This is a genomic window from Mesorhizobium sp. M0293, assembly GCF_040321735.1.
GTDB lineage: Bacteria > Pseudomonadota > Alphaproteobacteria > Rhizobiales > Rhizobiaceae > Mesorhizobium.
In genome coordinates this window covers 58,856-71,439 of record NZ_JAMYSA010000023.1, presented here as the reverse complement: position 1 = coordinate 71,439, position 12,584 = coordinate 58,856, and the positions used below count along the sequence as shown (strand labels likewise).

The 12,584-nt window shown below is 62.7% G+C and carries 15 protein-coding genes; 3 read left to right on the top strand and 12 right to left on the bottom strand.

The features are described 5' to 3' along the window. Positions 1-204: 204 nt before the first annotated feature. The 12 genes from NKJ06_RS11720 to NKJ06_RS11665 all read right to left on the bottom strand — a co-directional run bounded on the left by NKJ06_RS11720 (position 205) and on the right by NKJ06_RS11665 (position 9,563). Positions 205-480: a sarcosine oxidase subunit delta gene (locus NKJ06_RS11720; protein WP_352626384.1), complete on the bottom strand. Its 276-nt coding sequence runs from the start codon at positions 478-480 to the stop codon at positions 205-207. Between the two features lie 17 nt (positions 481-497). Then, a complete protein-coding gene (locus tag NKJ06_RS11715; protein WP_352626386.1) occupies positions 498-1,751 on the bottom strand; it encodes a sarcosine oxidase subunit beta family protein in 1,254 nt (417 codons plus the stop codon). Positions 1,752-1,787: 36 nt separating this feature from the next. Then, a complete protein-coding gene (glnT, locus tag NKJ06_RS11710) occupies positions 1,788-3,095 on the bottom strand; it encodes a type III glutamate--ammonia ligase (RefSeq protein WP_352626388.1) in 1,308 nt (435 codons plus the stop codon). Between the two features lie 63 nt (positions 3,096-3,158). Then, positions 3,159-4,487, bottom strand: a complete 1,329-nt coding sequence (locus NKJ06_RS11705) for an FMN-binding glutamate synthase family protein (RefSeq protein WP_352626390.1) — start codon at positions 4,485-4,487, stop codon at positions 3,159-3,161. A gap of 6 nt (positions 4,488-4,493) precedes the next feature. After that, the gene (locus tag NKJ06_RS11700; protein WP_352626391.1) at positions 4,494-5,219 is read right to left on the bottom strand and encodes a GltB/FmdC/FwdC-like GXGXG domain-containing protein; all 726 of its coding nucleotides are present in this window, start codon (positions 5,217-5,219) and stop codon (positions 4,494-4,496) included. A 4-nt stretch (positions 5,220-5,223) separates the two neighbouring features. Further along, positions 5,224-6,120: a class II glutamine amidotransferase gene (locus tag NKJ06_RS11695; protein WP_063167616.1), complete on the bottom strand. Its 897-nt coding sequence runs from the start codon at positions 6,118-6,120 to the stop codon at positions 5,224-5,226. An 85-nt stretch (positions 6,121-6,205) separates the two neighbouring features. Continuing rightward, positions 6,206-6,529, bottom strand: coding sequence for a hypothetical protein (locus NKJ06_RS11690; RefSeq protein ID WP_352626393.1), 324 nt, complete (start codon positions 6,527-6,529; stop codon positions 6,206-6,208). Further along, positions 6,526-7,215, bottom strand: coding sequence for a hypothetical protein (locus NKJ06_RS11685; RefSeq protein WP_352626395.1), 690 nt, complete (start codon positions 7,213-7,215; stop codon positions 6,526-6,528). Before NKJ06_RS11685 ends, NKJ06_RS11690 begins: the two co-directional genes overlap by 4 nt. A 46-nt stretch (positions 7,216-7,261) precedes the next feature. Further along, positions 7,262-8,656, bottom strand: coding sequence for an APC family permease (locus NKJ06_RS11680; protein WP_352626396.1), 1,395 nt, complete (start codon positions 8,654-8,656; stop codon positions 7,262-7,264). Between the two features lie 14 nt (positions 8,657-8,670). Continuing rightward, positions 8,671-8,832 (bottom strand): hypothetical protein, encoded by a 162-nt coding sequence (locus NKJ06_RS11675; protein WP_292180450.1) that lies wholly within the window; start codon positions 8,830-8,832, stop codon positions 8,671-8,673. Positions 8,833-8,885: 53 nt separating this feature from the next. Continuing rightward, positions 8,886-9,263: a hypothetical protein gene (locus NKJ06_RS11670; RefSeq protein ID WP_023759015.1), complete on the bottom strand. Its 378-nt coding sequence runs from the start codon at positions 9,261-9,263 to the stop codon at positions 8,886-8,888. A 12-nt stretch (positions 9,264-9,275) separates the two neighbouring features. Continuing rightward, positions 9,276-9,563: a hypothetical protein gene (locus tag NKJ06_RS11665; protein ID WP_352626397.1), complete on the bottom strand. Its 288-nt coding sequence runs from the start codon at positions 9,561-9,563 to the stop codon at positions 9,276-9,278. Positions 9,564-9,848: 285 nt separating this feature from the next. Between NKJ06_RS11665 and NKJ06_RS11660 the strand changes: the two genes are divergently transcribed. Genes NKJ06_RS11660 through NKJ06_RS11650 form a run of 3 tightly spaced genes read left to right on the top strand, consistent with a single transcriptional unit; the run spans position 9,849 to position 12,582 of the window. Beyond that, positions 9,849-10,982 carry an aminomethyl transferase family protein gene (locus NKJ06_RS11660; protein ID WP_352626399.1) on the top strand — a complete coding sequence of 378 codons (1,134 nt, stop codon included), beginning with the start codon at positions 9,849-9,851 and terminating at the stop codon, positions 10,980-10,982. Between the two features lie 41 nt (positions 10,983-11,023). Next, complete coding sequence (locus tag NKJ06_RS11655) at positions 11,024-11,620, top strand: dimethylamine monooxygenase subunit DmmA family protein (protein WP_352626400.1); 597 nt, start codon at positions 11,024-11,026, stop codon at positions 11,618-11,620. Further along, positions 11,617-12,582 carry a PDR/VanB family oxidoreductase gene (locus tag NKJ06_RS11650; protein ID WP_352626402.1) on the top strand — a complete coding sequence of 322 codons (966 nt, stop codon included), beginning with the start codon at positions 11,617-11,619 and terminating at the stop codon, positions 12,580-12,582. Before NKJ06_RS11655 ends, NKJ06_RS11650 begins: the two co-directional genes overlap by 4 nt. Positions 12,583-12,584: the final 2 nt, after the last annotated feature.

Sequence of the window (12,584 nt, the reverse complement as noted above, 5' to 3'; positions counted from 1 at the left end):
CCTCCGGGCCGCGCGGCTGGGGGTGGGGCGGGGGGGGGGCGGCTCGCGCCCCCCGGCCGGGTGGGGGGGGGGGGCGGCGCCGGCTCGGGGGGGGGGCGCCCCCCGCGGCGCCGACCCCCACCCGGACCTGCGGTCCGACCTCCCCACAAGGGGGAGGTAGGGGCGTGGCGCCCTTCGCAGCAGCACTGAGCTGAACAGAAAAGCTCATCGCGCGACCTGCCTCGCCCCAGCGCCGACCGCCGGCTCCACCGCCGAAATCTCGTGCGTCAGCGTGTTGCGGGTGACCTTCAGCCAGGCCCGGCAGCCGCCGCCATGATACCAGTATTCGCTTGTCTCGCCGGCGACGTTGTCGCGCAGATAGACATAGTCGAAGACCTCGTCTTGTGAGGCGCCGGCTTCGGGCCGCACCGGCTTGGCGTCGCCGAGATAGGTGAACTCGCCGAGTTCACGTTCGCCGCAGAAGGGACAGACAATGCGCATGCTGTTCTAGACCGCCTTCAATGCAGGTTCGGTTGGGCGCCCTGGCCCTTTTCGTCGATCATCGCACCAGTCCGGAACCGGTCGAGGCGGAACCGCGCCGCCTCTTCGTGCGGCGTGTCGCGGGCCAGAAGGTGGGCGAACACGAAGCCTGATCCCGGTGTCGCCTTGAAGCCGCCATAGCACCAGCCGGCATTGAGGTAGAGCCCTTCTACGGGCGTCTTGTCGATGATCGGCGAACCATCCATCGACATGTCCATGATGCCGCCCCACTGGCGCAAAAGACGCACACGGCCGATCATCGGCATCAGCGCCATACCGCCCTCGCAGACGTCTTCCATCACAGGCATGTTGCCGCGCTGGGCGTAGGAATTGTAGCCGTCTATGTCGCCGCCGAAGACCAGCCCGCCCTTGTCGGACTGGCTGACATAGAAATGGCCGGCGCCGAAGGTCATGACGCCGGGTATGAGCGGTTTGATCGCCTCGGAGACGAAGGCTTGCAGCACATGGCTTTCGATCGGCAGGCGCAGGCCGGCCATCGCCGCGACGCGCGAGGAACTGCCGGCAACAGCCATGCCGACCTTGCCGGCGCCGATCTTGCCGCGCGATGTCTCGACGCCGGTCACCTTGCCGTTGCCGTCGCGGGTGAACCCTGTGACCTCGCAGTTCTGGATGATGTCGACGCCGAGTGCGCTCGCCGCATGCGCGTAGCCCCAGACCACCGCGTCGTGACGCGCCGTGCCGCCGCGCCGCTGCAAGAGGCCGCCTTGCACCGGAAAGCGTGCGTTGTCGAAGTTCAGGAACGGTATCATCTTCCTGACTGCGGTGAGGTCGAGCAGTTCGGCGTCGATGCCGTTGATGCGCATGGTGTTGCCGCGCCGCGCATAGGCGTCGCGCTGCGCGTCGGAATGGTAGAGGTTGATGACACCGCGCTGGCTGACCATCGTGTTGTAGTTGAGGTCCTGCTCCATCCTTTCCCACAGCTTCATCGACAATTCGTAGAAGCCGGTGTTGCCGGGCAGACCGTAATTGGAGCGGATGATGGTGGTGTTGCGGCCGGCATTGCCGGAGCCGATCCAGCCTTTTTCGAGCACGGCGACATTTTTGATGCCGTACTCGCTGGCCAGGAACCAGGCGGTGGCCAGGCCGTGGCCGCCACCGCCGATGATCACCACGTCGTAGTGGTCCTTCGGCGTGGCATCGCGCCAGGTGCGTTGCCAGTTCTTGTGGCCGGACAGGGCGGCGCGGGCGAGCGAGAAGATCGAGTATTTCATACGTTCATTCCGAGGTCGCTCGCACCACGCAGGCCGTTAAATATCCAGCGTGTGGTCGCGCTCCCATTGCGTGAAGTGCGAAGCATAGGAATTCCATTCCTGGTGCTTCAGCTTTAGGTAGGCCGACGAAAATTCCTCACCCAGCGCCGCCTTGAGCGATTTGTCCTTGTCGAACTCGCGCAAGGCGTCGAGCAGGTTGAGCGGCAGCTTCGGCGCGCCCTTCACCGTATGGCCGTTCTGGTACATGTCGATGTCGTAGCGCTTGCCGGGATCGGCCTTCGAGCGGATACCGTCGAGGCCCGCCGCGATGATGACCGCCTGCAGGAGATAGGGGTTGGCGGCACCATCCGGCAGCCGCAGTTCGAAGCGGCCAGGGCCGGGCACGCGCACCATGTGGGTGCGGTTGTTGCCGGTCCACGTCACCGTGTTCGGCGCCCAGGTCGCGCCCGAAATGGTGCGCGGCGCGTTGATGCGCTTGTAGGAATTGACCGTCGGATTGGTGATGGCGGCCAGTGCCGAAGCATGCTTCATGATGCCGCCGAGGAAATTCCTGCCCTTCGCCGACAGGCCAAGTTCCATCGAATTGTCGGCGAAGACGTTGGTCTTGCCGGCCTTGTCCCACACCGAGATATGGGCATGGCAGCCATTGCCGGTCAGCCCCTGGAAGGGTTTGGGCATGAAGGTCGCGCGCAAGCCATGCTTTTCCGCGATCGACTTGACCATGAACTTGAAGAACGAGTGCTTGTCCGCGGTCGCCAGCGCGTCGTCAAAGGCCCAGTTCATCTCGAACTGGCCGTTGGCATCCTCGTGGTCGTTCTGGTAGGCGCCCCAGCCGAGCGCCAGCATGTGGTCGCAGATCTCGGCGATGACATCGTAGCGGCGCATCACCGCTTGCTGGTCGTAGCAAGGTTTTGACGCCGTGTCGTACTCATCGGAAATCGTCTTGCCGTCTGGCGAGATCAGGAAGAACTCGGCCTCGACGCCGGTCTTGACGTGCATGCCGTCGCTGGCAGCTTCCGCTATCAGCCGATTCAGCGTGTTGCGCGGCGCCTGGTCGACCTCCTTGTCGTCCATGATGCAATTGGCGGCGACCCAGGCGACTTCAGGCTTCCATGGCAGCTGGATGACTGAATCCGGATCCGGTACCGCCAGCATGTCGGGATGCGCCGGCGTCAGATCGAGCCAGGTGGCGAAGCCGGCAAAGCCGGCGCCGTCCTTCTGCATGTCGGCGATCGCCTGCGCGGGCACCAGCTTGGCGCGTTGCCCGCTGAACAGGTCGGTGTAGGAAATCATGAAGTATTTGACGTTTTTCGCCCTTGCGAATTCAGCAAGATCAATTGTCACCGCAGTTCCCCATTTTTTGTCGATTGTTGGCCCCAGAGCCTGTGGGCTTCGGCCCTTCGTTGATCAGAAGCCGTTCTTCCCCGGTATCCAGTTGGTGCCGGCCAGCGGTACGCCGGCCATTGCGGCTGCCTCGATCGTCAGCGCGACGAGGTCCTCGGGTTCGAGATTGTGCAGGCTGTTCTTGCCGCAAGCACGCGCGATGGTCTGCGCCTCAAGCGTCATCACCTTGAGGTAGTTCGCCAGCCTGCGTCCGGCGGCCACCGGATCAACCCGCTTCATCAGTTCGGGGTCCTGCGTGGTGATGCCGGCGGGGTCGCGGCCCTCGTGCCAGTCGTCATAGGCGCCGGCCGTGGTGCCGAGCTCGTTGTATTCCGCCTCCCAGCGGGGATCGTTGTCGCCGAGCGCGACAAGGGCAGCCGTGCCGACCGAAACCGCGTCGACGCCGAGCGCCAGCGCCTTGGCGACATCGGCGCCGTTGCGGATGCCGCCAGAGACGATCAACTGCACCTTGCGGTGCATGCCGAGATCCTGCAGCGCCTGCACCGCCGGCCTGATGCAGGCAAGCGTCGGCATGCCGACATTTTCGATGAACACTTCCTGGGTCGCGGCGGTGCCGCCTTGCATGCCGTCGACGACGACGACATCGGCGCCGGCCTTCACGGCAAGCGCGGTATCATAATAGGGGCGCGCGCCGCCGACCTTGACGTAGATCGGCTTTTCCCAGTCGGTGATTTCACGCAGTTCGAGGATCTTGATCTCGAGATCGTCGGGCCCGGTCCAGTCCGGGTGGCGCGACGCCGAGCGTTGGTCGATGCCTTTCGGCAGCGTGCGCATTTCGGCGACGCGGTCGGAAATCTTCTGGCCAAGCAGCATGCCGCCGCCACCGGGCTTGGCGCCCTGGCCGACGACGACTTCGATCGCATCGGCCCGGCGTAAATCGCGTGGATTCATGCCGTAGCGAGACGGCAGGTATTGATAGACCAACTGCTTGGAATGGCCGCGCTCTTCTTCGGTCATGCCGCCGTCGCCGGTGGTGGTCGAGGTGCCCGACAGGGTTGCGCCACGCCCGAGCGCTTCCTTGGCGGGGCCTGACAGCGAGCCGAAGCTCATGCCGGCGATGGTGATCGGGATCTTCAGCTCGATCGGCTTCCTGGCATGGCGAGAGCCCAGCACGACGCTGGTGTCGCAGCGCTCGCGATAACCTTCGAGCGGATAGCGCGAGATCGAGGCGCCGAGGAACAGGAGGTCGTCGAAATGCGGCAGCTTGCGTTTGGCGCCGGCGCCACGGATATCATAGATGCCGGTCGCGGCGGCACGGCGGATTTCGGAAAGCGTGTAGTCGTCGAAGGTCGCGGATTTGCGCGGCGTCGTCGGCGGGTTCCTGTAGGTCATGCTGCCTCAATACGCGTCGGCGTTGTCGATATTGAAATTGTAGAGCGTGCGCGCCGAGCCATAGCGCTTGAATTCCGACGGCTTGACGCCAGTGACGCCGGCGCGGTCGAGCAGACCCTGTAGCAATTCCAGGTGTTCTGGCCGCATCTCCTTGGCGATGCAGTCGGCGCCCAGGCTGTCGACCTTGCCGCGCACGAACAGCCGCGCCTCGTAGATGGAATCGCCCAGCGCGTCGCCGGCGTCGCCCAGCACCACCAGATTGCCCGACTGCGCCATGAAGGCCGACATGTGGCCGATATTGCCGTGCACGACGATGTTGATGCCCTTCATCGAAATGCCGCAGCGCGACGAGGCGTTGCCTTCGATGACCAGAAGGCCGCCCTTGCCGGTGGCGCCGGCATACTGGCTGGCGTCGCCCTTGATGGTGATCGAGCCTGACATCATGTTCTCGCCGACGCCGGGGCCCGCCGAACCATGCACGGTGATCGTGCTGCCGGAATTCATGCCGCCGCAGTAATAACCGACGCTGCCGCGCACATCGATGGCAACTGGCTGGTCGACGCCGACGGCGACCGAATGGCTGCCTTTCGGGTTCAGCACTTCCCATGCTGTTTCATTCGAGCCGGGAGCCAGATTGTGCAGCGCCTGGTTGAGTTCGCGCAGCGACAGCTGGTCGAGATCGAAGACCCGGGGGTCGTGCGCCGCCGTCTTTGAAAGCGTGGTTGCCGGCATGAATTCAATGCTCCCAGAAATAGACGGTTGCGGGCTCGGGTTCCCAGACCCTCGCATTGTCTATGCCGGGCAGTTTGGTCAGCGCGCGATATTCCGAGCCGAAGGCGACATACTGGTCGGTTTCGGCCATCACGGCGGGCTTGCAGGCGATCGGATCGCGCACCACGCCAAAACCGTTCTTGGTGCCGACGACGAAAGTGAAGAAGCCGTCGAGATCCGAGAGCGTGCCTTCCAGTGCCTCGCCGAGATTCTTGCCATGCGCCATCTGCGATGAGAGATAGGCGGCCGCCACTTCGGTGTCGTTCTCGGTCTCGAAGGTCATGCCTTCGCGGATCAGCTCGCGGCGGACATTGTTGTGGTTGGATAGCGAACCATTGTGCACCAGGCACTGGTCGGCGCCGGTCGAGAACGGATGCGCGCCCATCGTCGTCACCGCCGATTCCGTCGCCATGCGGGTATGGCCGATGCCATGCGTGCCGGTCATCTTGCGGACGTCGAAGCGATCGACGACCGCCTCGGGCAGGCCGACTTCCTTGTAGATCTCGACAACGTCGCCCGCGCCCATGATGCGGATGTCGGGGCGCAACGCCTGGATGGTTTCGCGCGCTTCATCGATCTTGGCGGGCGTTGTCCTGACGACGGCATGGGTGGATTTCACCGCGATCGTCACCGGCGTGCCGATCGCTTTGGCGAGCTCCGCCTCGAGGCCGCGGAAATCGCGGTCGGGCTTGGCCGACTGGATTGTGATCTTGGCCTCATTTTTGGAAGGCGCGCCGTAGATGGCGATGCCGGCGCTGTCCGGACCACGATCGCTAAGCGAGATCAGCATCTGCGACAGCATCGCACCAAGCTGGGGTTCCAGGGACTTGTCCTTCAAGAACAGTCCGACAATTCCACACATGTCAGCCTCCCGGCGTTTGCAGCTAAGAGATGATGTATCGAATGAGTCTTATAAATTCAATCATATGAAAAAAATATTCCTCTAGTTACGTATGCGTCTCGATGTCGCTCTGCGCACTGCCGCCTTCTCGCCGGGTATTGTGAACCCATTTGGCGGTGCGAATGCGGGCGATCTTGTATGCATCGAGAATCGACAAGGCATAGATCAGGAAGCCGCCGGCGTGACGGCCGACAAAGCTGGCGTCCGGCGGCGCGATCTTGGCAGTGACCCATGCCAGGATCACCATGAAGAAAAGGAACTGAAGGCCGCGCACCGGCACGCCCAGAATGACGTGACCGCTTGCCGGCAGCACGATTGCCGCGCCGAGAACCAGATAGGGGTTGGTGGGTGCAGTGGCCGAACTGGTCATGCGGCCTGCCGTTCGCTTTTGTCGATGGCGTCGCGAAGCGCCGACGCCGACACCAGCAGCCTTTCAATCAGCGCCGGCTCAAGAGTGGCCTCGCCAAATTCGGCTTGCCGGAAAACGCCGTAGCGCGCCCGTTCGGCCTCCGCCAGCAGCCAGACGATGCGCACTCCGTTCGGGGTGATCAGCAGTTCCTTGGCGCGCCCTTCGGAAAAGATCTCGATATGGCTGGCGATGAGGCCCTGGGGAAAGCGCGCTGCCCTGCGGTCGGTGCGCAGCACCGCCTCGGCAGGAAATCCCGGAGCTTTGGGCAGCGTATGCTCGAGGTGATCGAAATTGGAGAAGGTCGTCGGCGAGCCCGGCCGCATCATCATGTCGAAGGTCGCTGGCACCGCGACCTTTTCGGTGATCGAAACACTGAGCCAACGTGCCGGCAGTTTCCGCGTCGCCAGCGTATCGACGATGGTGCGCACCTGGACGCGTTGGCCGTTCCACGATCCTTCCCAGGTGATGATGCCGGCGGTGCCGTCCGAAACATTGGCTGCGTCGGCGATGACTGTGCGGATGCGGTCCTGCTCGACGGCGAGCGCCATCGATGCCCTGTTGCGGCTGGCACGCGCCTGCCAGACTAGGTGGAGGACGAGAGCCAGGATCATGGCCCCGGCAAGCAGTGCTGACGTCAACTCGGACATTTTCTCATTGCCAGGCCCGCCCTGGATCTGGACGGGCCTATTGCCATCAATATCCCTGCGGCTTTGGCCACGGCATGGTGAACTGGTCGCCGCGCCGCACGAATCTGTAGCGGTAGAAATGGAACCACAGCGAGATCAGGAAGTAGAAGGCGACCATGGCGATCAGCTGCGAGCCGAAGCCGAGGAAGATGGCGAAGAAGGTCACCACGCAAAGGCAAAACAGCACGATGGCCGGGACCGGGTGGAAGGGATGCGTGTAGCCGCGGCGGATAGAGCCCAGCGGCCACTTCTTGCGGAACATGATGATGTTGATGCTCATGAACGTGTATTGCAACACGCCCGACAGGATCGAGAAGGTGATCGCCTGGTTGAGGTCGGCGATGAAGGCGAAGGCCAGCGCGATCGGCAGCAGGAACAGGATCGAGCGGTAGGGCGTGCGGTATCTCGGATGCACGGCCGAAAACCAGGTCGGCAGATAGCGGTCACGGCCGAGCGAGAACCAGGCGCGCGCCGCATCGTTGATACAGCCATTGGCCGACGCCAGCGCGGCAAGCAGCGTCGCGACGAACAACAGGTTTTCGAGCAGTGGGCTGCCGGTCAGCTTGCCCGCGTCCCATAGCGGATAATAGGTGATGCCCAGATATTCCCACGGCATCATCGAGGCGCAGACATACCAGGTCATGGCGGCGGCGATCAAAAGCGTGATCATGCCGGCCATGGTGCCGTAAGGCAGCGAACGCGCCGGCGAGCGCACTTCCTCGGCGGCCTGCGTAGTGCCCTCGATGCCGAGATAGTACCAGATGCCGAACTGGAAGGCGGCGATGACGCCGATCCAGCCATAGGGGAGCGCATTGCCGGGAGTGACCAGTTCGTTCAGCTTCAGCACCGCGCCTTGCGTCCACGGGCTGACCGAAAAGAACAGGATGACGATCGAGATATAGGCGATTGCGGTGATGACGAAGTTGACGTTGAGCGTCATCAGCACGCCGCGATAGTTCAGCCACGCCAGCACGACGATGGTCGCGGCGATGAAGGAATTATGGGTGAGCCCTTCGACCCCGGCCTTGGCGACGACGGTGTCGCCGAGCAGGATGGCGTCGGACACTTCGAGCATGGTGTAGGCAAAGACCAGGAACAACGCGACATTGAACGCCATCAGCGGTCCGACGATGTGCTTTGCCTGCGCATACTGGCCGCCGGCGGCGGCGACGGTCGAAGTGACCTCGGAATCGATCATCGCGACCGAGGTGTAGAGCAATCCGACGACCCAGCAGACGATCAGCGCGGCAAGCGCACCGCCCTTGTCGGCGGCAAAATTCCAGCCGGTGAATTCGCCGACGAGAACGATGCCGACGCCGAGTGCCCAGACATGGGCCGGGCCAAGCACGCGGAGCAGTGAAACCCTGTCCCCGTGAACTGCCGGTTCAAGTGTGACTGTCATTGTTCAATCCCCACTCAGATCCGGTGTTTTTCGGAAACGGCTTCAAGCTCACCTTCGCGCGATGAGGTCAGCACCTCTTCGGAGAAGGTCGTGTCGACCTTGAACCAGTCGTAGAGCATCCACAAAGCGAGCACGATCGAGATACCCCAGCATGCGTAAGAGAGTGCCACCCACATGATCGTGTCCCCAAATTACTTGTCGTCAAAAGTTTACTTGTTCGTCGAAACTCTTACTTGTCGTCGAATTTTTCGTTGATGACGTCGCGATATTCGCGGTCGGATGCGCGAAACAGGAAGACGAAATAGCCGATCAGCACCGCGGCCATGATGATCAGCGTCGGCCAGTCGATGACGTAGTGGAAGCGGTTCTGGATGATGTCGTGCGCGGTCTCGGGCGTGTAGCCGAGCTTTTCCCAGATCGACGCCATGGTCGGGTTCTGGCCGAGCGCTTCCCACGTCTTGGCGTCGAGCGCGTCGATGGATTTCGCCGCACCGGCAAGGCCCAGCTTGAGCGGCAGCCACAGCGCCACGAAAATGGCGACCACGACGACGGCGATGTCGAAAACCTGCCCAGCCTTGCTTTGCTCCGGTGGCGTGTAGCGCGGCATCTCTTCTACCCCTCAGGACTTGCGGTTGCGGAACGCGTCGGCGTTCTTGATATCGAGCCCGTAGATGAATTCCTTGTCTTCCTTGTAGTGCTTGACCATCGCCAGGATGGCGGCCGTGTTGAAGATCAGCACGGCGGCGGCGGCGACCGCGACGACGGCCTTGATGCCGCCGTGCGGGATGTAGGGCCATGTCATGAGGAGCACGAAGAGGATCGTCGCCCACAGGCAGACGATCAGGAGCGCGGATCCGCGCACGTCGGAACGGTACAGCGCTTCGATGCGCTGGTGCATGTCTGACATCGGTTTTCCCCTTTTTCCAACGGTCGACCCCGAATTGGCCGCCCGCTGCCCTCTTTCAAGAGAGTGAAATTTTTTTCATAAATTCCGTCCGAATTCCGCAATTGTCAAGCGCGATTTACGTCAGGTTAACCGTTTGCTTCGCGCAGCGGATTTTGCCTGACAATGAAATTAATTGCTTATGGGTATTGCGGCGCCGCAACGTTTGCGGTCAATATTCGACCAAAGCTCCCGCCGCTGCGCAGGGAGCAGGGAACAGCAAAGACTTTCGAAACGGAGGACGAGCGGATGACGGCATCCTGGAGATTTTCGACCCTGGCGGATCGCCATCGCGCGCTTGGTTCGAAGCTCGAAGACTGGAGCGGCATGGGGACCGCCTGGACCTACGACAAGGATGCCGACGAGGAGTACATCGCCATCCGCACCAAGGCTGGGTTGATGGATGTCTCCGGCCTCAAGAAGGTCCACATCACCGGGCCGCATGCCTCGCACCTGATCGATCTGGCGACGACGCGCGATGTTGAAAAGATCTATCCCGGCAAGTCGGCCTATGCCTGCATGTTGAACGAGGCGGGAAAATTCACCGACGATTGCATCCTCTACCGCACCGGACCGAACGCCTGGATGGTCGTGCATGGTTCCGGCACCGGCCATGAGGAGTTGCAGCGAGCTTCCGTAGGACGCGACGTCTCGCTCCGCTTCGACGACAATCTGCACGACCTGTCGCTGCAGGGGCCAACCGCCGTCGACTATCTGGCCAAGCATGTGCCTGGCATCCGCGATCTGAACTATTTCCATCATGTGCAGACGCAGCTGTTCGGCTTTCCGGTGATGATCTCGCGCACCGGCTACACCGGCGAGCGCGGCTACGAGATTTTCTGCCGCGGCCAGGATGCCGGCACGATCTGGGACAGGATACTCGACGAGGGCAAGAGCGCCGGCATCATTCCATGCCGCTTCACCACGCTCGACATGCTGCGCGTCGAAAGCTATTTGCTCTTTTATCCCTACGACAATTCGCAGAAATACCCGTTCGACAATGAAGGCCCCGGCGACACGCTGTGGGAGCTCGGCCTCGACTTTACCGTCAGCCCCGGCAAGACGGGTTTCCGAGGCGCGGAGGAACATTACCGCCTCAAGGGCAAGGAACGCTTCAAGATTTATGGCGTTCTGCTCGATGGCAAGGAGCCGGCAGACGAAGGCGCGCCCGTCTATCGCGACGGCAAAAAGGTCGGCGTGGTGACCTGCGCCATGTATTCGCCGCTGGTCGAGAAATCGATGGGCATCGCCCGGCTCGACGTCGACTGCGCGGTCAAGGACACCAAGCTCGAAATCCGCAACAAGAGCGGTGCGATCAAGGCCACCGCGCAGCCGCTTCCCTTCGATGATCCCAAGAAGACCAAGCGCACGGCGAAAGGTTGAGGCATAGTCAACGGCGAGAGGTTCGAGGCACGAAGAGTTAGATGGCAGTCAAAAGCATCATCAGCCGGCCCGTTTACGGAACCCTGTCTCCCCAACCCGGCAAGCACCATCTTTTTATCGCGGATGCAGAAGGGGCGCTGGCGATAAGGGACATGGCCGGGGGCGCGCCGGCCGGGTTCTTCGAAGGGGCCGAGATCGTCTACATTCCTGGGCCTGACGGCAAACACATCGCCGCCCTCGAAGCGTTGAAGCCGGCACAGTTTCATCAGGCGCCGTCCTTCGCCAGCCTGCTGCCACGGCTCAGGCAGACACTCGCCAACGCGCATATGGGCTTGCGCCTCTATCTCTCGGGCACTGAAGGCCTGATCGGCCAGGCCATGCAGGTGGCGCTTGAAGCCGGCATCGACCACACCTCGATCCAGACCGAGCATCGCGGCTCGCTGGCGCGGCGCATGCAGTGCGTGCACTGCAAGGGCATCACCGAGAATGTGACGACGCAGCCGGCGACCTGTGCACATTGCGGGCTGCTGCTCCTGGTGCGCGACCACTATTCCAGGCGCATCGCCGCCTTCCAGGGCGTCTGCATCAATGCGGAAGATCGCTCGGAGAGTCCTCCGATGGAGGAGGTCTTCCGATGAGCACCGGAACAACAAAACTCGACGTCGTCGTCAGCGATGTCGTACCGGTCAACGACCTGGTCACCCGTTTCCATTTCCGCCGGCGCGACGGCGAGCTTTTGCCGACCTTTTCCGGCGGCGCCCATGTCGTGGTCGAGATGCGCGACGGCGAGCGCACCAGGCTCAACCCCTATTCGCTGATGGGCTCGCCGCTCGACACGCGCGAATACACGATCTCGGTACGCCGCGACGATGTCGGCCGCGGCGGCTCACTGTTCATGCACAGGCATGTTCGCCCCGGCATGGAGATGGTGGTCAGCTATCCCGTCAATTTGTTCTCGCTCGACCTGCGCGCCAGGAAGCACCTGATGCTGGCGGGCGGCATCGGCATCACCCCGTTCATGGCGCAGACCGCGCAGCTGGCGGCGGAAGGAGGCAATTTCGAACTGCACTACACCTGCCGCACCGCATCGCTCGGCACCTATGCCGATGTGCTGCGCGAGCGCTACGGCCGCCGCATCAGGGTCTATCACGACGACCGTGAGGAGCGCATCGAGCTCGACCGGTTGCTGTCGACACAGCCGCTCGGCACGCATCTCTATGTCTGCGGTCCGGCCGGCATGATCGGCTGGGTGCGCGACCGCGCCACTGCCCTTGGCTGGCCGTCGGAGACCGTGCATTTCGAGCATTTCGCGGCACCCCAGCCCGGGTTGCCGTTCGACGTGACGCTTGCCGTCAGCGGCAAGACGATTCGCGTCGATGAACAGCAGAGCCTGCTTGAGGCGATCGAGGCGGCCGGCGTCGATCCGCCCTATCTCTGCCGCGGCGGCGTCTGCGGCCAGTGCGAAACCAACGTCATCTCTTGTGACGGCAAGTTCATCCACAACGACCACTGGCTGAGCGAGGAAGAGCACCGTTCGGGCTGCAAGATCATGCCGTGCGTGTCGCGCTTCGAGGGCCGGTCGCTGGTCTTGGAACGGTAGGA

Coding starts and splice junctions, on each gene's coding strand:
- NKJ06_RS11685 (WP_352626395.1), bottom strand. CDS start 7,215: ATGTCCGAGTTGACGTCAGCACTGCTTGCCGGGGCCATGATCCTGGCT.
- NKJ06_RS11720 (WP_352626384.1), bottom strand. CDS start 480: ATGCGCATTGTCTGTCCCTTCTGCGGCGAACGTGAACTCGGCGAGTTC.
- NKJ06_RS11690 (WP_352626393.1), bottom strand. CDS start 6,529: ATGACCAGTTCGGCCACTGCACCCACCAACCCCTATCTGGTTCTCGGC.
- NKJ06_RS11715 (WP_352626386.1), bottom strand. CDS start 1,751: ATGAAATACTCGATCTTCTCGCTCGCCCGCGCCGCCCTGTCCGGCCAC.
- NKJ06_RS11660 (WP_352626399.1), top strand. CDS start 9,849: ATGACGGCATCCTGGAGATTTTCGACCCTGGCGGATCGCCATCGCGCG.
- NKJ06_RS11665 (WP_352626397.1), bottom strand. CDS start 9,563: ATGTCAGACATGCACCAGCGCATCGAAGCGCTGTACCGTTCCGACGTG.
- NKJ06_RS11680 (WP_352626396.1), bottom strand. CDS start 8,656: ATGACAGTCACACTTGAACCGGCAGTTCACGGGGACAGGGTTTCACTG.
- NKJ06_RS11700 (WP_352626391.1), bottom strand. CDS start 5,219: ATGCCGGCAACCACGCTTTCAAAGACGGCGGCGCACGACCCCCGGGTC.
- NKJ06_RS11655 (WP_352626400.1), top strand. CDS start 11,024: ATGGCAGTCAAAAGCATCATCAGCCGGCCCGTTTACGGAACCCTGTCT.
- NKJ06_RS11695 (WP_063167616.1), bottom strand. CDS start 6,120: ATGTGTGGAATTGTCGGACTGTTCTTGAAGGACAAGTCCCTGGAACCC.
- NKJ06_RS11670 (WP_023759015.1), bottom strand. CDS start 9,263: ATGCCGCGCTACACGCCACCGGAGCAAAGCAAGGCTGGGCAGGTTTTC.
- NKJ06_RS11705 (WP_352626390.1), bottom strand. CDS start 4,487: ATGACCTACAGGAACCCGCCGACGACGCCGCGCAAATCCGCGACCTTC.
- NKJ06_RS11675 (WP_292180450.1), bottom strand. CDS start 8,832: ATGTGGGTGGCACTCTCTTACGCATGCTGGGGTATCTCGATCGTGCTC.
- NKJ06_RS11650 (WP_352626402.1), top strand. CDS start 11,617: ATGAGCACCGGAACAACAAAACTCGACGTCGTCGTCAGCGATGTCGTA.